The sequence below is a fragment of the Nocardia sp. CWNU-33 genome (genome assembly GCF_046764895.1).
Classification (GTDB): domain Bacteria; phylum Actinomycetota; class Actinomycetes; order Mycobacteriales; family Mycobacteriaceae; genus Nocardia.
The window spans coordinates 19,107-38,017 of sequence record NZ_JBKOQN010000001.1; the positions used below are offsets into that span (position 1 = coordinate 19,107).

The 18,911-nt window shown below is 67.2% G+C and carries 19 protein-coding genes; 4 read left to right on the top strand and 15 right to left on the bottom strand.

The window, feature by feature from the left end; all coding sequences use genetic code 11:
• Positions 1-6: 6 nt before the first annotated feature.
• The 7 genes from tsaD to ACLMAL_RS00130 form a co-directional block, all read right to left on the bottom strand.
• Complete coding sequence (tsaD, locus tag ACLMAL_RS00100; protein WP_406236484.1) at positions 7-1,050, bottom strand: tRNA (adenosine(37)-N6)-threonylcarbamoyltransferase complex transferase subunit TsaD; 1,044 nt, start codon at positions 1,048-1,050, stop codon at positions 7-9.
• Positions 1,047-1,556, bottom strand: coding sequence for a ribosomal protein S18-alanine N-acetyltransferase (gene rimI, locus ACLMAL_RS00105; RefSeq protein WP_328412748.1), 510 nt, complete (start codon positions 1,554-1,556; stop codon positions 1,047-1,049). The genes tsaD and rimI overlap by 4 nt, the downstream gene beginning before the upstream one ends.
• 5 nt (positions 1,557-1,561) lie before the next feature.
• Positions 1,562-2,278, bottom strand: a complete 717-nt coding sequence (gene tsaB, locus ACLMAL_RS00110; RefSeq protein WP_411997225.1) for a tRNA (adenosine(37)-N6)-threonylcarbamoyltransferase complex dimerization subunit type 1 TsaB — start codon at positions 2,276-2,278, stop codon at positions 1,562-1,564.
• A 77-nt stretch (positions 2,279-2,355) separates the two neighbouring features.
• Positions 2,356-2,808, bottom strand: a complete 453-nt coding sequence (gene tsaE / locus ACLMAL_RS00115; protein ID WP_379058631.1) for a tRNA (adenosine(37)-N6)-threonylcarbamoyltransferase complex ATPase subunit type 1 TsaE — start codon at positions 2,806-2,808, stop codon at positions 2,356-2,358.
• The gene (locus ACLMAL_RS00120) at positions 2,801-3,901 is read right to left on the bottom strand and encodes an alpha/beta fold hydrolase (protein ID WP_411997226.1); all 1,101 of its coding nucleotides are present in this window, start codon (positions 3,899-3,901) and stop codon (positions 2,801-2,803) included. Before ACLMAL_RS00120 ends, tsaE begins: the two co-directional genes overlap by 8 nt.
• Complete coding sequence (gene alr, locus ACLMAL_RS00125) at positions 3,898-5,025, bottom strand: alanine racemase (protein WP_411997227.1); 1,128 nt, start codon at positions 5,023-5,025, stop codon at positions 3,898-3,900. Before alr ends, ACLMAL_RS00120 begins: the two co-directional genes overlap by 4 nt.
• Before the next feature lie 377 nt (positions 5,026-5,402).
• Positions 5,403-6,890: an NAD(P)H-hydrate dehydratase gene (locus ACLMAL_RS00130; RefSeq protein ID WP_411997228.1), complete on the bottom strand. Its 1,488-nt coding sequence runs from the start codon at positions 6,888-6,890 to the stop codon at positions 5,403-5,405.
• Positions 6,891-6,993: 103 nt separating this feature from the next.
• On the opposite strand from ACLMAL_RS00130, the gene ACLMAL_RS00135 reads away from it, so the two are divergent.
• Positions 6,994-7,419, top strand: a complete 426-nt coding sequence (locus ACLMAL_RS00135; protein WP_411997229.1) for a cupredoxin family copper-binding protein — start codon at positions 6,994-6,996, stop codon at positions 7,417-7,419.
• Between the two features lie 169 nt (positions 7,420-7,588).
• Here ACLMAL_RS00135 and ACLMAL_RS00140 read toward each other — a convergent pair whose 3' ends face one another.
• Positions 7,589-8,080 (bottom strand): MarR family winged helix-turn-helix transcriptional regulator, encoded by a 492-nt coding sequence (locus ACLMAL_RS00140; RefSeq protein ID WP_328409395.1) that lies wholly within the window; start codon positions 8,078-8,080, stop codon positions 7,589-7,591.
• A 137-nt stretch (positions 8,081-8,217) separates the two neighbouring features.
• Here ACLMAL_RS00140 and ACLMAL_RS00145 point away from each other — a divergent pair, with 137 nt between their 5' ends.
• Positions 8,218-9,417: an MFS transporter gene (locus ACLMAL_RS00145; protein WP_411997230.1), complete on the top strand. Its 1,200-nt coding sequence runs from the start codon at positions 8,218-8,220 to the stop codon at positions 9,415-9,417.
• A 73-nt stretch (positions 9,418-9,490) separates the two neighbouring features.
• On the opposite strand, the gene glmS is transcribed toward ACLMAL_RS00145, so the two are convergent.
• Complete coding sequence (gene glmS / locus ACLMAL_RS00150; RefSeq protein WP_411997231.1) at positions 9,491-11,374, bottom strand: glutamine--fructose-6-phosphate transaminase (isomerizing); 1,884 nt, start codon at positions 11,372-11,374, stop codon at positions 9,491-9,493.
• A gap of 36 nt (positions 11,375-11,410) precedes the next feature.
• Here glmS and ACLMAL_RS00155 point away from each other — a divergent pair, with 36 nt between their 5' ends.
• Positions 11,411-12,268, top strand: a complete 858-nt coding sequence (locus ACLMAL_RS00155) for a dienelactone hydrolase family protein (protein ID WP_411997232.1) — start codon at positions 11,411-11,413, stop codon at positions 12,266-12,268.
• Here ACLMAL_RS00155 and ACLMAL_RS00160 read toward each other — a convergent pair.
• From ACLMAL_RS00160 to ACLMAL_RS00180, 5 genes are all read right to left on the bottom strand, one after another.
• On the bottom strand, positions 12,241-12,594 hold the full coding sequence (locus ACLMAL_RS00160; protein WP_411997233.1) for a hypothetical protein: 354 nt from the start codon (positions 12,592-12,594) through the stop codon (positions 12,241-12,243). The genes ACLMAL_RS00155 and ACLMAL_RS00160 overlap by 28 nt on opposite strands.
• 47 nt (positions 12,595-12,641) lie before the next feature.
• On the bottom strand, positions 12,642-14,354 hold the full coding sequence (locus ACLMAL_RS00165) for a WXG100 family type VII secretion target (RefSeq protein ID WP_411997234.1): 1,713 nt from the start codon (positions 14,352-14,354) through the stop codon (positions 12,642-12,644).
• Between the two features lie 37 nt (positions 14,355-14,391).
• Positions 14,392-14,730 carry a hypothetical protein gene (locus ACLMAL_RS00170; protein WP_406236463.1) on the bottom strand — a complete coding sequence of 113 codons (339 nt, stop codon included), beginning with the start codon at positions 14,728-14,730 and terminating at the stop codon, positions 14,392-14,394.
• A gap of 230 nt (positions 14,731-14,960) precedes the next feature.
• Complete coding sequence (locus tag ACLMAL_RS00175) at positions 14,961-15,269, bottom strand: DUF6802 family protein (protein WP_406236461.1); 309 nt, start codon at positions 15,267-15,269, stop codon at positions 14,961-14,963.
• A 120-nt stretch (positions 15,270-15,389) separates the two neighbouring features.
• Complete coding sequence (locus ACLMAL_RS00180; RefSeq protein ID WP_411997235.1) at positions 15,390-15,581, bottom strand: PspC domain-containing protein; 192 nt, start codon at positions 15,579-15,581, stop codon at positions 15,390-15,392.
• A gap of 156 nt (positions 15,582-15,737) precedes the next feature.
• Here ACLMAL_RS00180 and ACLMAL_RS00185 point away from each other — a divergent pair, with 156 nt between their 5' ends.
• Positions 15,738-17,396, top strand: coding sequence for an ABC-F family ATP-binding cassette domain-containing protein (locus ACLMAL_RS00185; RefSeq protein ID WP_411997517.1), 1,659 nt, complete (start codon positions 15,738-15,740; stop codon positions 17,394-17,396).
• An 87-nt stretch (positions 17,397-17,483) separates the two neighbouring features.
• On the opposite strand, the gene glmM is transcribed toward ACLMAL_RS00185, so the two are convergent.
• The gene (gene glmM, locus ACLMAL_RS00190; protein ID WP_411997236.1) at positions 17,484-18,860 is read right to left on the bottom strand and encodes a phosphoglucosamine mutase; all 1,377 of its coding nucleotides are present in this window, start codon (positions 18,858-18,860) and stop codon (positions 17,484-17,486) included.
• Between the last annotated feature and the right edge of the window lie 51 nt (positions 18,861-18,911).

The following is an 18,911-nucleotide window of genomic DNA, read 5'->3' on the forward strand; positions in this document are numbered from 1 at the left end:
CGGCAGTCAGCCGACCTGGCTGACCGACACCGGCAGGCCGGGGTCCGTCGCCACCGTCAGCGGTGACGGCTTCGCGCCGCCCGCGATCACGTGGGCGCCGAGCGCCGCGATCATCACGCCGTTATCGGTGCACAGCCGGGGTTTCGGCACCCGAAGCGTCAATCCTGCGGCCGCGCAACGCTCCTCGGCGAGGGAGCGGATTCGGGAGTTGGCGGTCGCGCCGCCACCGAGGACCAGCGTGTCGACGCCGACATCCTGGGCCGCACGCACCGCCTTCATGGTGAGCACGTCGGCGACCGACTCCTGGAAGGACGCCGCGATATCGGGAATCGGCAGTTCGGCCGCGGTGAAACCATTGCGCTGGGCTGCCTCCACATAGCGGGCGACGGCAGTTTTCACACCGGAGAAGGAGAAGTCGTAGCGCGCATCGCGCGGACCCGTCATGCCACGCGGGAACGCGATCGCCTTCGGATCGCCGCCGGCCGCCACCGCGTCGAGCGCGGGGCCGCCGGGGAAACCGAGCCCGAGCAGCCGGGCGACCTTGTCGAACGCCTCTCCTGCTGCGTCGTCGATGGTGCTGCCCAGCTCGACGATCGGCTCGGCCAGATCGGTGACGTGCAGCAGATGAGTGTGCCCGCCCGACACCAGCAGCGCGACGCACGGCGGCATCGATCCGTGTTCCAGCGTGTCGACCGCGACATGTCCGCCGAGGTGGTTCAACGCGTAGAACGGCACATCCCACGCTGCCGCATAGGCTTTCGCGGCGGCCGCGCCGACCAGTAGGGCACCGGCGAGGCCCGGCCCGATGGTCACTGCCAGCGCGTCGGGCTTGGCGATGTCCGCGGCCGCGAGCGCCCTGCGCATGGCGGGCACGATGGCCTCCAGGTGCGCGCGCGAGGCGATCTCGGGGACGACGCCGCCGAATCGGGCATGCTGCTCGACACTGGAGGCGACCTCGTCGGCGAGCAGCTCACAGGTGCCGTCGTCGTGCCAGCGCACGATGCCGACTCCGGTTTCGTCACAAGAGCTTTCGACGCCCATGACGATCACGACAGCACCTCCCCGCGAGCCATGTCCCAGGCCGCACCCACGCCGGTCAGCGCGGGCCTGCGCATGGTGTAGGCGTCGGCACCGCTCGGGTGGTAGTAGTTCTTGCGCAGTCCGATGATGTGGAAGCCATGCTTGGCGTACATCGCGATCGCGGGGGCGTTGTCGGTGCGCACTTCGAGAAATACCGGTCCGCCGCGCTTGCCCGCCTCGGCGAGCAACGCCTCGAGCAGCACGGTGCCGATGCCCGCGCGATGGCAGTGCGGGTCGACGCCGATGGTGTGCACCTCGGCCTCGGGGTGTTCCTCATCACCGAGCAGTGCGACGCCCGCGTAGCCGACCATTCGCCCGTCGTCGTCGCGGGCGACGATGTACCGGTTGTGTGGTGCAGCCAGCTCGGACCGGAACGACACCGCCTGCCACGGGTCGTCTTCGGGGAACAGCAGTTGTTCGAGTTCGACACAACGCTCGATGTCGGCGCCGTCCATCGGTTCGATTCGGATCGACAGCATCATCACGCTCCCGTCCGGTCGAGCGTGCGGTAGCTGCGTTCGACCGCGTCCGGCCTACGTAGATACAGCGGGACCAACGGTTCCGGCACAACATGCCCGAGTAACTCGGCAGCCGCCGCCTGCACCAGCCCGGCCGGGGAGGGGGTCTCCACCGGCAGCACCGGCAGATCGAAGAAGTCGACATGGGAGGCGGATCCGGCAATCACTGTGGCGTGCGCCGCATCCAGATCGCCCGGCTTGCTCACATCGGGTCCGGCGATGCGCACACCGTCGCGGTAGCGCGCCCAATACACCTCGCGGCGGCGCGCGTCGGTGACGACGAGCAGCTCACTGTCCGGTGTGAGGTCGGCCGCGGCGTCGGCGGCGATCGCGTCGAGGCTGCACACCCCGTACACGGGCAGCCCCAGTGCGTCACCGAATGCGGCGGCAGTTGCCATTCCGACTCGTAGTCCGGTGAACGGACCGGGACCGATGCCGACCACCACGGCGGCAATATCGGTCCTGGAACGGCCTGCCTCGGTGAGACATTCGAGGATCTGCGGCGTGAGCACCTCGGCGTGCGCGCGGGGATCGACCCGCACCCGGGAGGCGAGGGTGCGTACCCCAGCGGCAGTGTTGTTTCGAGCGACCTGCGACAAGTCGCTAGCGGCGACCTGCTCCAGTTCCACCAATCCCGCTGTAACGGCAGGTGTCGCGGTGTCGACGGCTAGTACAAGCATGATTGACCTAACGATACCGGTTGGTAGGTGCGGCCGGTGCGGAGCTACTCGAGAGCAACCTGGGCCGCGGCCACGTATCAGTGCACCCATTCCCAGATCGCCGTACGCACCTCGGAATCCGGTTCGCGCGACAGCAACACATACAGGTGATGCTCGGCCAAGTGTTCCACGACACCACTGCCCCACTCCACCACGACGACCGCCTGATGCAGATCCGTGTCGAGGTCGAGGGCGTCGAGCTCGTCCAGGTCGCCGCCGAGCCGATATGCGTCCACGTGCACCAGCGGCACCGGCGCGGCACCTTCGCGCTGCCCGGCACGGTGTTGCCTCGCGATGATGAAGGTCGGTGAACTGACTCGGCCCTGCACGCCGAGTCCGGCGGCGATGCCACGGGTCAGCGCCGTCTTGCCCGCACCGAGCGGACCGTCCAGCACCACCAGATCGCCTGCACCGAGTTGGGCCGCGAGTTCGCGGCCGAATGCCTCGGTGTCGGCGACGGTGGGCAAGACGCGCTGTTGCCGTTCAGCCACCGAGGACCTCCGATTCGGTTGCGGTTTGTTCGATAGCACCGGCGCGCATGAGCAGCCGGTCGAGTGCGGCGTTGACGATATCCGGGTATTGCAGGTGCGCCATGTGCGCGGCGTCATCCAGCCGGACGAGTTCACTATTGGGCAGCGCCGCGGCCAAGGCACGGGAATTGCGGAACGGGATCACCAGATCGTGGGTGCCGCCCAGCACCAGCACCGGTAGGTGCGCCAGCGTGGGCAGGGCCGCCGATTCGTCGTGCAGCTCGATCGCTTTCAGGAATTTCACGATCGTCTCGACCGGGGTCCGGTCGATCATCATCGTGGTGAACCGCGACAGCGTCGAGCTCACCGGCCCGTGATACGAGCTGACGTGCAGGATCGGGGCGATCACGTGCCGCGTGGTGGCGCGGCCCGCCTGGACCAGCGCGGGCGCGGTGTGCACGGCGAGTCGAAATCCGTCGACGGCCGGGTGGCGCAGAAGTTGGGCGATGCCTGCAGAGGTGACCTCCGCCGCAGCGGTGGACAGCAGCCCGATGCCGATCACCCGCGCCGCGAACAGCTCCGGGAACTGCGCGGCCGCGGCGAGTATCGCCATCCCGCCGAGTGAATGGCCGACCAATATGACGGGACCGGTCGACACGCGGGCCTCGATGACCGCGGCCAGATCGCGGCCGAGCTGGGCGACGGTACAGCTCTCGGTGGTCGGGGTGCCGGAGCCGCCGTGCCCTCGAAGATCGAAGAACACCAGCCGAGCCCTTGCGCCCCAACGCTTTTCCAGATCGCGACGCTGGAAGTGGAAGGACTCCATGGTGTTGCAGAAGCCGTGCACGAAGATCACGGTGACCGGTGCGTCCGCGGGACCGCATTCGCGGGTGGCCAGCCGCACACTGTCCTCGGTGAGCACGGCGCCGGAGCGGTCGTCGTCGAACAGCGCGAAGTTCTCGTCTCGGTATTCATCGCGGCGCGCGGGCCAGAGCACTCTGGCGCCCATTCTGCGCAGAGCGTGCGTACCGGCGAGGGCGCCGACGACGCCCGCGGTCGCCAGCCCGCCACGCAGCACGGTGATGCGATGGCTCGCCGGCTTCTGCTGTCTCATCCGAGGCCGCCGACGTGTCGCCGGACCACGCGACCGCGCGGGGAGCACACGATCTCGTAGTGGATGGTGCCGAGTACGTCCGCCCAGTCCTGTGCGTGGGGTTCGTCCTGGCCCGCTCCGAACAGGACGGCGGTGTCGCCCTCCGCGACACCCGCCGCGTTGTCCCCCAGGTCGACGACGATCTGGTCCATACACACCCGCCCGACATTGGGGTATTGCGCGCCGCCGAGCGCGACCGCGAAACGGCCGCCGAGGTTGCGGAACACACCGTCGGCGTAGCCGGCCGGGATGAGCGCGACGGTGGTGTCCTGCGGTGCGACCCACTCGTGCCCGTAGGAGACGCCCTCACCCGCGGCGACCTGTTTCACCAGGGCGACCCTGGCCTGGAATGTCATCGCGGGGCGCAACCCGAAGTCGGAGATCTCCGGTACCGGCGATAGGCCGTACACCGCGATGCCGGGGCGCACCATGTCGAAAACCAGGTCCGGCCGGGTCAGCGCGGCGGCCGAGTTCGCCAGATGCACCAGTTCCGGTTCCAAGCCGTGTTCTTTGGCGGTCGCGATCGCCTCCAGGAAGCGGTCGCGCTGCACATCGATCATCGGATGCTGTGGCTCGTCGGCGTGCGCGAGGTGGGAGAAGATCGCCCGGAAGCGCACCACCTGCTCGTCGACAAGCTCGCGCAGCGCCGCGAGCACCTGTGGGTATTCGAGCGCCGAGACGCCGTTGCGGTTGAGACCGGTGTCGACCTTCACTGTCGCAGTTGCCGTCCGACCGGTAGCACGCGCCGCGGCCTCGACTGCCCGCAAATGCGCGAGCGATGAGACACCGAGCTCGATATCGGCGGCGACGGCGGCGCCGAAGTCGGCGTCGGAGTTGTTGAGCCAGCACAGAATCGGCGCGGTGATGCCCGCCGCACGGAGTTGAAGGGCCTCATCGATCGTTGTGACACCGAGTTCGGCCGCACCCGCTCCCAGTGCCGCCTGCCCGACCTCGACCGCGCCGTGGTTGTAGCCGTCGGCCTTGACCACAGCCATTACCGCGGCATCACCGGCATGCTCGCGCAGGATCCGCACGTTGTGCGCAATGGCACTCAGGTCGACAACCGCCTCCACTTGCGCATTCACGCTTGTCCGCCTCTCCGCGTCATCTGCCGGTCGTGGTGTGCATCGATCGTGCCATTGCGGGCCCGCGGTCGAGCACCTGGCCGAGTTCTCGGCGTACCGGCTGTGGATTACCCGCGTTCTGGTGATAACACGTGTCACTTTGGTCACCAGCACAGCACGTGAACGACCCGCACGGCCAACGTTCCTGATCGGCGTGTACGGGTTGCCCCATGATCACCGGCTCATCGGGGACTGGCGGACTGGGTCGTCGCTATGTGAGTAGTCGGAGTCCGACGTCGATGCGGCTTTGCCGCCGCGCCTCGTGGGCACGACGAGCACAGCGCACGGCGGGTGTGGGTGCGGCCGAACTTGCTGCGGCCGCGAGATTTCCGCAGCAGTCAGTACTCGCCGAGGGCGAAGGCGCGGAGGGTGCGGATGGCCGGTCGAACGTGCTGTAGAAGTGGGGTTGCCGAGGTGGGAGCTCCGGCGAGGTGGTTTTCGTGGGCAGCAAGGTTGGCGGCCAGGGCGTGTGCGCGGGCGGCGGCCGCGGCGGACCAGGCCGGGTCTCGGCCCGCGGCGAGGAGGGCGCCGATGATGCCGGAGAGGACGTCGCCCGCGCCCGCAGTTGCGGCCCATGAGCCGCCTGCCTCGTTGACGAGCACTGGTGCGTCAGGGGCGGCGACGAGGGTAGCGCGGCCTTTCAGCAGGACGGTGACCTGCCAGGAATCGGCCAGCTCGCGGACTGCGGCGAGCCGGTCCTGCCCCACATCGTGTCCGGTCAGACGCGCGAATTCGCCGGCGTGCGGAGTCAATACGGTCGGTGCGCAGCGTCCGCGAAGCAGATCGGGATCGGCGGCGAGCAGGGTGAGGCCGTCGGCGTCGACGACGACAGGAAGGTCGGTCGCGAGTACTTCGGCGAGCCGTTTGTGTGCGTCCGTGTCGGTGCCCGCGCCCGGGCCGAACACCCAGGACTGGACTCGACCGGTGTCTGCGATGCTCTGGGCGGCAACCACTTCCGGGAAATGCGCGAGGACATCGGCCGAGCCGGTTCCGGCGTAGCGGACCATGCCCGAAGTCGCGGCGATGGCCGCGCCGGTGCACAGCACGGCCGCACCCGGATACGTGCCGCTGCCCGCGCAGACGCCCGTGACGCCCTGCGTGTACTTGTCGTCGAGCGGTCCCGGTACCGGCCAGAGCGCACCGACCGACGCCGGATCCAGCGCCGCGAGGTTCGGCTCGGGCAGCCGTAAACCGATGGGCACCAGTTCGATTCGCCCGCAGTACGGCGCGGCGAGCACATGGACCGGCTTGTACGCGCCGAAGGCGACGGTGACATCCGCGCGGACCGCGGGACCGGTGACGGCACCGGTGTCCGGGTCGACACCACTGGGCAGATCCGCGGCGACCATCGGCGCGTCGAGCGCGGCAACGAGTTCCGCGGCGTTCGGACGCAGCGGACCACGTCCGGAGATCCCGACAATGCCATCGATCACCAGATCCGGTGCGCCGACGTCGCCGCGCAGACTCGACGCCGACGTTCTCGCACCACCGGCGTCGCGGACCCGACCGCCGGCCTTCCGAAGCGCAGCCAGCCCTCGGGCATGTGCCCGTTCGGGATTCAGCAACACGGCCGTGACGGCCACTCCGCGACGACGCAGCATCGAGCCCGCCCACAGCGCGTCGCCGCCGTTGTCACCGGAACCGACCAGCAGCGTCACCGACCGCCCGGCGATCCCGCCGGTCCGCGCCCGCAACTCGCCCGCGACAACGGTCGCCAGGCCGCGCGCGGCGCGTTGCATCGGTACGCCGTCCGGGACTCGGGTGAACAGTTCGGCTTCGGCCGCCCGCACTTCGTCGGCGGTGAAGAATCCCCGCTGGGTGAACATGGATGCTCGCCTCCACTGCGTTGCTCGGGCACTGCTGCTGATCAGGCTCGGCCGCACAGGCACTGCGTAAGCCCGCACCGTCAGCAGACTACGCTTGGCCGTCATGCCGATGCTCAGCCGTGCGAGGTCCACTCAGGTCGTAGCCGGGCTCGGCCTGGCCGCGACGATGTTGCTGTCCGGCTGCGGCTCGGACGAACCGAAATCCGCCGCGGTGACCACAACGAGGTCGGCCAAGCCCGCCGCGTCGAGCACCGCGCCCGGCGAAAAGAAGTCCGCCGCAGTGACCGTCGATGCCGACAACATGAAGTTCTCCCCCACCGAGGTCACCGTCAAGGTCGGTGACACGGTGACCTGGAAATTCAGCGACAGCGTGCCGCACAACGTGCAGGGCATCGGCGACCGGGCGATGGGCCTCAACAGCCCCATCTTCGACAAGGGCGAGTGGAGCTACACCTTCACCGCACCGGGCAACTACCGCTATCTCTGCTCATTGCACCCGCAGATGCGCGGCAGCGTCACCGTCGAATAGCGCGAGACCGCTCACAGCCGACGCTTTTGGAGTAAGCAGGCCCGGCTGCCTATGTCGACTGCCCCAACTGAGCACGGCGATGAGGAAGGGTCGGCCGGATAGGCCGGACATCCCTGCCTACCGAACTCGGCTCGGAACTCGGCGAGCAGCCCGGCGCGCAAGCTGCTGATCACACCGGCCTGGACACTCCGACTGTCCGGCCCACTGTCGACGCGGTGTTCATAGCCTCCACAGCGGCGACCAGTGGTGCGAGCTCCGGGTCGGCGGCGGCTTGACCCAATGCGGTCGACAATGCCGCGTCGTGAGTGGGGCGCGCCTGCTCGAGTAGTTCCTGGCCCGGTGGCGTGACATCGGTGTAGATGCCGCGGCGGTCGTCGGCGCACAGATAGCGCGTGAGCAGGCCGCGATCTTCGAGCCGGGACACCAGTCGGGTGGTCGCGCTCTGACTGAGCACGACGGCGTCGGCGACTTGGTTCATGCGCAGATGGCCACCGGGCCCGTCGTGCTGACGGCTGAGCACGACCAGCAGTGAGAACTCGCGCACGCTCAGATTGTGACCGGTTTGCAGGGCGCGCTCGATATGCGCCTCGATCCGATCGTGTAGCAGCGACAGTGCGTACCAGCCATCTGCCAGGCCGGTCAGAGCGGCATCCGCGGTCATGGTGTTCCTCCTGCGTCGTGGTCGCAGTTCCAGAATAGACGAATTCCGCAATAGCCCGCGCTTGCAATTAACGCGCGCCTGCAACTATTGTTGACGCCTGTAAAGCTCAGGCGCAACAACAAGTGGAGGCACCATCCATGCCACTCGCACTCCTGGCTCTGACCCTCGGGGCATTCGGAATCGGCACCACCGAATTCGTCATCGTCGGGCTGCTCCCCGACATCGCCGACACCTACGCCGTGTCGATCCCGACCGCGGGCCTGCTGGTCACCGGGTATGCCCTCGGCGTCGTGGTCGGCGCACCACTGATGACCGGACTCGGCACCCGCGTGTCCCGCAAGCGCATGCTGCTGGGCATGTTGCTACTGCTGGTCGCGGGCAACGTATTGTCAGCAGCCGCACCGACTTTCGGCCTCATGATGACCGGCCGGATCGTCGCCTCGCTCGCACACGGCGCCTTCTTCGGCATCGGCGCGGTCGTCGCGGGAAGTCTGGTGAACCCGGACCGCAAGGCAGGCGCGATCGCCACCATGTTCACCGGACTCACCGTCGCCACCGTCATCGGGGTGCCACTGGGCACCCTGCTCGGCCAGCATTTCGGGTGGCGGCTCACCTTCCTTGTGGTCGCAGTGGTCGGGCTGGTCGGCCTGATCGGCGTCGCCGCCCTGGTTCCCGAGCAGCCGGCGCCGCACGACGCCCGGCTACGCAACGAGCTCGCCGTGTTCCGCAATCCACAGGTCCTGCTGGCGATGGCGATGACGGTGCTCGGCTTCGGCGGCGTCTTCGCCGCGATCACCTATCTCGCCCCGATGATGACCGAGGTGACCGGCTACGCGGATTCCTCCGTCACCTGGCTGCTCGTGCTCTTCGGCATCGGCATGTTCGCGGGCAACCTGATCGGCGGCCGCTACGCCGACCGCCATCTGATGCCGATGCTCTATGTCGCACTCGGCTCCCTCGCGGCCGTGCTCGCCCTCTTCGCCCTCACCGCCCACAGCAAGCCCGCCGCCGCCGTCACCGTGGTGCTGATCGGCGCCCTCGGCTTCGCGACCGTCCCGCCGCTCCAGAAACGTGTGCTCGACCAGGCCACAGGCGCACCGACCCTGGCCTCCGCAGTCAATATCGGCGCCTTCAACCTCGGCAACGCACTCTCCGCCTGGCTCGGCGGCCTGGTCATCGCGGCCGGCTTCGGCTACACCGCACCCAACTGGGTCGGCGTAATCCTCGCCCTCAGCGCACTCGCACTGGCCGTGCTGTCAGGCAGCCTGGAACGCACCGCCGGCCGCCGGGAATCCACCCCGCCTGCCGAAGCACTGGTGCCCGTCGGCCACCCCTGACCCATCTCCCCGGCTCCGGCGGCGATCCCCGATCGCCACCGGACTCATCTGCGAAAAGATCTGCGGCGGTGGCCTATTCGACGGTGACGGACTTGGCGAGGTTGCGGGGCTTGTCGACGTCGTAGCCGCGTGCCTGGGCGATCTCGGCGGCGAAGATCTGCAGCGGGACGGTCGAGAGCAGCGGCTGGAACAGCGTTGGCGCCGAGGGGATCTCGATGAGATCGTCGGCGAACGGGCGGACCGTGTCGTCGCCTTCCTCCGCGATCACGATGGTGCGCGCACCGCGGGCCTGAATCTCGCGAATATTGCTGAGCAACTTGGAGTGCAGCACGGCGCGCCCCTTCGGGGACGGCATCACCACGATCACCGGCAGCCCGTCCTCGATCAACGCGATGGGGCCGTGCTTGAGCTCGCCCGCGGCGAAGCCCTCGGCGTGCATATACGCCAATTCCTTCAGCTTGAGCGCACCCTCCAGCGCCACTGGGTAACCGACGTGGCGGCCGAGGAAAAGCACCGTCGGCACGTGCGCGAGCTGCCTGGCCAGCGCCCGGACCTGCGGCCCCGTCTCCAACACTCGCTCGACCAGCTTCGGCATCGCCTCGAGCTCGGCGAACTCGCGGGCCACCTCGTCCGGATACTTGGTGCCACGCGCCTGCGCCAGAGCCAGCCCGACCAGGTAATTCGCGGCCACCTGGGCCAGGAACGCCTTCGTGGACGCGACACCGATCTCCGGGCCGGTCCTGGTGTAGAGCACCGCGTCGGACTCGCGGGGGATCTGCGCACCGTTGGTATTGCAGATCGCGAGCACCCGCGCCTTCTGCTCCTTCGCGTGCCGCACCGCCTCCAGCGTGTCGGCGGTCTCCCCCGATTGCGAGATCGCCACTACCAACGTCGACCGGTCCAAAACCGGGTCGCGGTAACGGAATTCGCTGGCCAGCTCCACTTCGACGGGCAGCCGGGTCCAGTGCTCGATCGCATACTTGGCCAGCAGGCCGGCATGGTAGGAGCTGCCGCAGGCGACGACGAAGACCTTGTCGAAGTCGCGCAGTTCCTGATCCGCAAGGCGCTGCTCGTCGAGCACGATCCGGCCGGAACCGGTCTCGTCGAGCGTGAAATGCCCGATCAAGGTGTCCGCGACGGCGCTGGGCTGCTCCTCGATCTCCTTGAGCATGAAGTAGTCGTGGCCACCCTTTTCCGCGGCGGCCAGATCCCAGTCGATGGTGAACGGCCGGGTGCGCCCGTTCGCGTCGTTGCCGTCGAAATCGGTGACCTGGTAGCCATCGGCGGTGATCACCACGGCCTGGTCCTGACCCAATTCGACCGCTTCGCGAGTGTGCTCGATGAACGCGGTGACATCGGAGGCGACGAACATCTCGCCCTGGCCGACACCCACCACCAGCGGGGTGGAGCGGCGGGCGGCGATAATCCGGTCCGGGTGGTCGGCGTGGGTGAAGACCAGCGTGAACGCGCCCTCCAGCCGGCGCAGCACCGCGAGCGCGCTCGCCACGAAATCACCTGCGGTCGGGCCCGCGGCGTACGCGCGGGCGACCAGGTGCACGGCGACCTCGGTGTCGGTGTCGCTGCTCAGCTCGACGCCTGCTTCCTCGAGCTCGCGACGCAGCGGCGCAAAGTTCTCGATGATGCCGTTGTGCACCACAGCGACCTTGCCGCTGTCGTCACGGTGCGGGTGCGCGTTGCGGTCGGTAGGCGCGCCGTGGGTGGCCCAACGGGTGTGGCCCATGCCGGCGGTGCCCGCGAAGCGCGCCACGCCGTTCTCGGCCAGTTCCGCCTCGAGATTCGCCAGGCGACCCGCCTTGCGTTCCACCGCGATCGCGCCCGACCCACCGAGGATCGCGACCCCCGCCGAGTCGTATCCGCGATATTCCATGCGGCGCAACGCGTCAACGACAACGCCGAGGGCGTCCCGGTACCCGACGTACCCCACGATTCCGCACATGGCTCACCAGAGTACTTATCGGATAACGTTCTCGTCGTGTCGGCGTCTGTGAAATCACTTCTGAGCACCCTGACCAGCAAAGGCCCGCATCGGGTGCTGCGCGGCAATCTGGCCATCGCAGGCCAGCCCGGGGTGGTGTACACGCCTGAATCGGGGCTGAGCCTGCCCGCTGTCGCGTTCGGCCACAGCTGGCTGACCAGCGCTTCGAACTATCGCGGGCTGCTCGAGCACCTCGCGTCCTGGGGTTTCGTGGCGGCGGCTCCTGATACCGAGCGCGGGCCGATTCCGTCACATCTGGGCTTGGCCACCGATCTGCTCACCACGCTGGACATCTGCACTCGTGTCCGACTCGGTGACGGCACGATCAGCGTGCACCCCGACCGGCTCGCCCTCGCCGGTCATGCCATGGGCGCGGGCGCCGCGGTCATCGCCGCCGCGCAGCGTAAGGTCGCCGCGGTCACCGCCCTCTATCCGGCGCCCACCGCGCCCTCCGCCGAGACCCTGGCCCCCGACATCGACACCCCCGCCCTGATCCTCGCGGGCACCGACATCGACTCCGTCAGCTCCAATGCCATTCCTCTCGCCACCGCCTGGGCCGGCCCCGTTGTCCTGCGCCAACTCGACGGCGCGTCCCATAACGGCATCATCGAAGGCCGCCGCGCCCTTGCCGCCCTCGGCGCGGGCAGGCACGAATCGAAAACCGCCCGCACCACCCGCGCCCTGCTCACTGGCTACCTGCTCCACAAACTCCTCGGCGACAAGACCTACGCCCCCTTCGCCGACCCCGAGGCGGTAATCCCGCACACCACAGTCATCGACCCCGACGCCCCCCGGGACGAGGAGAAGAAGCCGAAACTCTCGGTGGGTCAGATCAGCCAGCTCTTGCGGCGGTAGTACTCGCCCTCCGGATCGTCATCCTCGTCCACGGGGGTGACGAGTTCATGCGCTTTGCGAGCGGCGATCGACCGCGCGATCGCCTCCCGCTGCTCCCGAGCTTCGGCCTCGAGACGTTCCTTCTCTTCGGCCTCGGCGCGAGCGGCCTCTTCGGTTTCGGCGTGCTCCTGCCAGAATTGACTCATCTCGGTGGCCAGGTTCGCCGAGAATTCCTGGTCCCGCCGAGCCGTCTCCTGCTTGATCTCCTCGAGTTCTTCTCGGAGCACCGACATCCGTCGAAGGCTCTCCTCGGCAAGGCGCTCGACCTCGGCAACGTAGTCAACCATCCCGACCCTCCTTGGTAATCACAGATTTTCGGTGCATTCGACCGGCATCACAGCGGCCCGGCCTCTGCCAGTTCGGCACCACTGTCGAATGGGGGTTGCGGCCCTTCGGACGCGGACATAGGAGGCGGGCGGTGCTCACCGTCTTCCTCCCGCCGCGGTGGCGGCGCACCGGTCGGAACACCGGGCTGATTCGGGTTCTCCGGCGGTGTACCACCTCCGGGAGCTGCGGGGCCGGCAGGAGCGCCGGGGCTGCCCGAGTTGCCAGGAGGGCTGCCGGGGTTGTCCCCCGGCGGTGACGCCGGCTTCCCGTCTTCTCCCTTGGGCTCCCCGCTGGAGATGACCGGGTTTCCCTTCTCGTCCAGCTTCACGCTGTACTCGTGGGGTTTCCCGTCCGCGTCGGTCACGACCGCTTTCAATTGACCGTCCGGACCCATCTCGAACTTCAGGTGTTTGCCTGCCAGGTCGAATTCGGCAGCTGGTTTGCCGGCCTTCTTGTCGTCGGGCTTCTCGTCGGGCTTCCCGTCCCCGTCCTTATCTTCAGCCTTGGTCGGATCGATCGTCTTCTCGATCTGCTGCAGCGCCTGGTCGAGACCCTCTTTGATGGTGCCGCTCAGCGAGGTCAGTCCTTGACTTACCGCGCTGGCGACCTGCGTCGCGATCGGCGACAGCGTGCTGGCGACCTGGCTGAGGGAAGCGAGTCCTTGTAGCGAGTTGGTCGACGTCGGATTCGTAGAAGTCGGGGTGCTGGCAGGGGTTGTCGGAGTGCCCGGCGTACCGGGGGTGCCCGGCGTACCGGGAGTGCCCGGCGTACCGGGAGTGCCCGGCGTACCGGGAGTGCCCGGCGTACCGGGAGTGCCCGGCGTACCGGGAGTGCCCGGCGTACCGGGAGTGCCCGGCGTACCAGGGGTACTCGGCTTGTCCGAAGGCGCAGCAGCAGGCCTCGGATAAGCAACTTCGGCGACTTGATTCATTGCCTTCACGGCAATCTGATACTGATCCTTGAACAGCTTGTCGGTTGTCTCGCAGGCTGCGTTATAGCGGACGAGCTTGTCTTCTACGTCCTTCTTGAATACATCCTTGATCCAGTTATCACAAGCCTCCCAAGTCTTCAGCCCAATTCCTGTGCTTATATAGTTCTCATCCTTCAATTGACCGCTTCGGACGTCGAGGTCTTCGAAAACCCTACCCAACTTTCGGATCTGATCATCACTGATCCATTCGGTAGCGCTGCGGACATCTATCATCAATTCGATGTCTTCGGGAGTCTTACCGCGAATCTTGATCTCACGCATCCCACTTGCCCCGTTTTCAAGCAGCCCGAGCGTAATGTCGGCCTTCGTGTAGACAGACTTTCGCAACGGTTCCACCATCGCCGCGATAGCAACGGCAGCGACTCGCGCCTTGTTGATATCGTCGAGCGCAAGCTTCAGTTGGTCGCCCATCATGGTTGTCGCCGCGGTGGCCGCTTCGCCTTGCCACATGTCGGTCATGCTCGTGAGTTGGCCTTGCTGGGCGTTGCGCTGTCCGTCCGCCTCGTTCAATGCCATGGTCAATTCCCACGCCGCGGTTTCCAGCTTGGGAAGATCCATACGACGCTGCTCGTCATACTTTGCCTGCAGCTTGTTCAGATCGCCGAACTGTCCAGGCCCGCTGTTGAACGCTTTTTCATAGAGTGGAAGGAACTTGCGCCAGTACTCCAGACCGTGAACGCCATAGTCCAGGATGTCATCGATCTTCTTACCAGCATATTCGTATACCACAGTGCCGGCCCCTCACAATTCCGAGTTCGTCGGGGTGCTATTTCTTGTCGTCTGCAGCAGCGATCTGTTTCGCATGCTCTTCGACCGTGGTCGAGTAGACAACCACCGCAGCACCGACGGAGTCGGCAATTGCAGTCGCCGCCTCGGACCAGTTCCTGAGCCAATTACCGATCTTCTCGAAACCCCCATGAACGGCAATCCCCTCCTGTGAATAGTTTCGGCCGGCTTCGTCGTTACCGACACCGAACATTCGGTCGGTCACGCGCTTCGATTGGGTCTGCACCACGCCGGCCGATGTCCGAATATCGTTGGCCAAGTTCCCCAACTCGCCAGTGCTGACACCGAGCATGGATGCTCGGCTCGGCGTGCTGCTCATCTACACCCTCCATCTCGCTGCGCGTACACCGCGCTGCTGGATCCACCGCTGGTCGGCCAGTACCGCCATACTTCCTTCGACGCGTCCGGCCCACGTTCGGTTCCATCCAGTCCACCCCCGACCCAGACGAGGTCGCATCCAGCAAAACCTACTGGCAAGCGCGGTCGCCTACAACCAGCCGAACCCCGTATGCATCTGCCCCATCGCCAGGACAACGAGCGGCTCCGGCTCTACTGACCGATCTTCCCGTGATCGGTGCGCACCCACCCCGAGGTTCCATCGGGGTTGTGGTGGAACTCCCATGCCGCGTAGTCGCCGTCTTTTTCGACGACGGTGACCTGATCGGCGACGCCGTCGTGGTCATAGTCCGACCAGACCTGCATCGCTTCGGGACCGGAGGTGGTGACGGTGTCGAGAGCACCGTCACCGTCGATGTCCTGGGTGGGGTGGTGCAGCTCTACCGGACCAAGTCCTTCCAGCGAGGAGGATGCGTCGACGCCCGGTAGATCCAGGCCCGGGAATTCGCCCGAGGTGACCATGACTCCTCCTCATCGAGACTCGCGTGATGGTGCGGCATTTCACCCGAATGGCGGGTATCGCTCCATCCTGTCATCCGCGAGTCCCGGTCGCAGCCCCGACGCCCTACTTGTTGAGGATTGTCACTTCCTGGGGATGATCAGCCACAGCACCAGATAGACGATGAACTGCGGGCCGGGCAGCAGACAGGACAGCACGAAAAGGAGTCGGACGACATTGGCGTTCCAGCCGAAGTATTCGGCGATGCCACCGCAGACGCCGGCGATCCAGCTGTCGGTGGTGGAGCGGGTGAGGCGGCGAGCGGGTGCGGTCATGGTCTTCTCTCTCTTGTGTCGATCTCGATACTCTCCACTTTCCGCGCAATCGCCCGTCGGCACATCGGTCCCATGACCGATCCCGACCCTGATTTCTCCCCGGCCCACCCTCAGGGTCCAACCCCGATCCGACCGAAAAAGCGGGCACGGCAGACTATGCAGGTGAGCACCACTCTGCATGCCCGCGGACTGTCCGCGGGCCACGGCGAACGCACCCTGTTCGAGGACCTGGATCTCACCCTGGCACCCGGCGACGTGATCGGTTTGGTCGGGGTGAACGGCGCAGGTAAGTCGACGCTGCTGCGCATGCTGGCCGACCGGACCAGCGCCACCGGCAGCATCACGCTGAGCCCGCCCGATGCCACCATCGGATATTTGGCGCAGGAACCCGAACGCGTCCCCGGCGAGACCGTGCTCGAATTCCTCGGCCGCCGCACCGGAGTCACCGCGGCGCAGCAGGCGATGGATTCCGCCGCCGAGCGTCTTGCCGACGGCGGTGCGGACGACTACACGCCGGCCTTGGAGCGGTGGCTTGCGCTCGGCGGCGCTGACCTCGATCAGCGCGCCGAAGAAGTCGCTGCCGACCTCGGCCTCGCCGACAGCCTCGCGAGCGGCCTCGATACCCCGATGACCGGACTCTCCGGCGGCCAGGCGGCGCGAGCCGGACTCGCCTCGGTGTTGTTGTCCCGCTTCGACATTCTGCTGCTCGACGAACCGACCAACGACTTGGATCTGGACGGACTCGCGCGACTGGAGCAGTTCGTGACCGGCGTCCGCGAACCGCTGATGGTGATCAGCCACGACCGGGAGTTCTTGGCGCGCACGGTGAATCGGATCATCGAGCTCGATCTCGCGCAGCAGCAGGTCGGTATCTACGACGGCAGCTACGAGTCGTACCTGATGGAGCGTGAGATCGCCCGCCAGCACGCCCGCGAGGCCTACGACGACTACGCGGACACCAAGTCCGGTCTCGAGGCTCGGGCACAGATGCAGCGCAACTGGCTCGAGCACGGCGTCCGCAACGCCCGCCGCAAGGTACGCGACCCGAAGAAGGTCGACTCCGACAAAGCGGGCCGCAAGATGCGCGCCGAATCCACCGAGAAGCAGGCCGCCAAGGCCCGCCAAACCCAGCGCCGCATCGAGCGACTGGACGTGGTGGAGGAGCCGCGCAAGGAATGGGAGCTGCGGATGGAGATCGCCGCGGCGCCGCGCAGCGGATCGGTGGTCGCCACCCTGTCGAACGCGACCCTCACGCACGGCGATTTCACGCTGGGTCCGATCACCACGCAGGTGGATTGGGCCGATCGCATCGTGTTGACCGGTGCGAACGGATCCGGCAAGTCGACGCTGCTCGCACTGCTATTGGGAAAGATCCAGCCGGATAACGGAACTGCCGCACTCGGGTCCGGTGTCGAGATCGGCGAGGTCGACCAGGCGCGCGGCCTGTTCCGCGGAAACACCCCGCTGGCAGAGACTTTCGGTATCGAGATGCCCGACTGGCCGGACGCGGAGGTCCGCACCCTGCTCGCCAAGTTCGGCCTGCGCGGCGCGCATGTGACACGTGCCTGCGAAACCCTCTCCCCTGGCGAACGCACGCGCGCCGCACTGGCGCTGCTGCAAGCCCGCGGCGTCAACCTGCTCGTCCTCGACGAGCCGACCAACCACCTCGACCTGCCCGCCATCGAACAACTGGAGCAGGCTGTCGAATCCTTCACCGGCACCATGCTGCTCGTCACCCACGACCGTCGCATGCTGGACTCGGTCCACTCCACTCGCCGCTGGCGCATGGACAACGGCCGCCTCACCGAGGACTGACCGGCAGGAATTACGGCTTGCCGACTGCATCGGTGCCCGAGGAAGCGATGGTGCGGAATCGACCGCCCACTGCGGCGCAGGCCGAGATCAGACCGACGCCACTCGCTTCGCGAGATCGTCGGCAAGCTGCTGGGCTCGGACCGGATCGGTGGCCTCGACCATCACCCGGACGAGTGACTCGGTTCCGCTGGGGCGCAACAGGACTCGCCCGGAGTCGCCGAGAACCCGCTCGGCCTCCAACACTGCCTCGCGGACCTCGGCCGCGTTGGCGACGACCGACTTGTCGGCGACCGGGACGTTGATCAGAACCTGCGGCACCGTCTGGATCACCGATGCCAGGTCGGCGAGAGTGCGGCGGGTCCGTGCCATCCGCGCCATCAGTTTCAGGCCGGTGAGGATTCCGTCGCCGGTGGTGCCGAAGTCGGGGAAGACCACGTGGCCGGACTGTTCGCCGCCGAGGTTGAACCCGCCGCGGCGCAATTCTTCCAAGACGTAGCGGTCCCCTACCGCGGTGGTGCGCAGGGTGATTCCGGCCTCGCGCATGGCGATGTGCAGACCGAGGTTGCTCATGACGGTGGCGACGAGGGTGTCCTCGACCAGCTCACCCGCCTCGTGCATGGCAAGGGCCAGAATCGCCAGGATGGCGTCGCCGTCGACGATCGCGCCGTCGGCATCGACGGCCAGGGTGCGGTCCGCGTCGCCGTCGTGCGCGATGCCGAGATCCGCGCCGTGCTCACGCACCGCACGGCTGACCTGGTCCAGGTGCGTCGATCCACAACCGTCATTGATGTTCAGGCCGTCGGGTTCGGCGTTGATGGCGATCACCGTCGCCCCCGCCTCGCGGTAGGCGGCCGGACCCACTTCGGAGGCCGCACCGTGGGCGCAGTCCACCACTACGGTCAGCCCGGACAGATCCTGACCGGTCGCCTCGACCAGATGCTCGACGTAGCGCTCGTGGGTGCCCGCCACGCTGTACTGATCGGGAATGACCAGGCCGTGATCGCGCGCGCCGGATGCGTTGAGTACCCGTCCGATAGCGGAGCCGATCGGGCGCACCGGCGCCGCCTCGGCGATCAACGCTTCGATCCGGTCCTCGATCGCGTCGTCGAGCTTGTGCCCGCCCGCGGCAAAGATCTTGATTCCGTTGTCCGGCATGGGATTGTGCGAGGCGGAGATCATCACGCCGAGGCACGCGTCGTACAGGTCGGTGAGATAAGCGACGGCGGGCGTCGGAAGTACACCTACCGCAAGCACATTCACGCCCGCGGCGGTCAGGCCTGCGGTCACCGCGGCCTCCAGCATCTCGCCGCTGGCGCGCGGATCACGGCCGACCACTGCGAGCGCACGCTTCTTGCCGCGACTCAGGATCTGCGCGGCCGCACCGGAAATCTGCAGTGCCAGTTCCGGACTCAACGACTCGTTGGCGAGCCCGCGGACTCCGTCGGTGCCGAACAAACGTCCCATACCTCGCCCCTCATCGGTTGCTCCGCGGCGTACGCGACGGGCCCCGGAGAC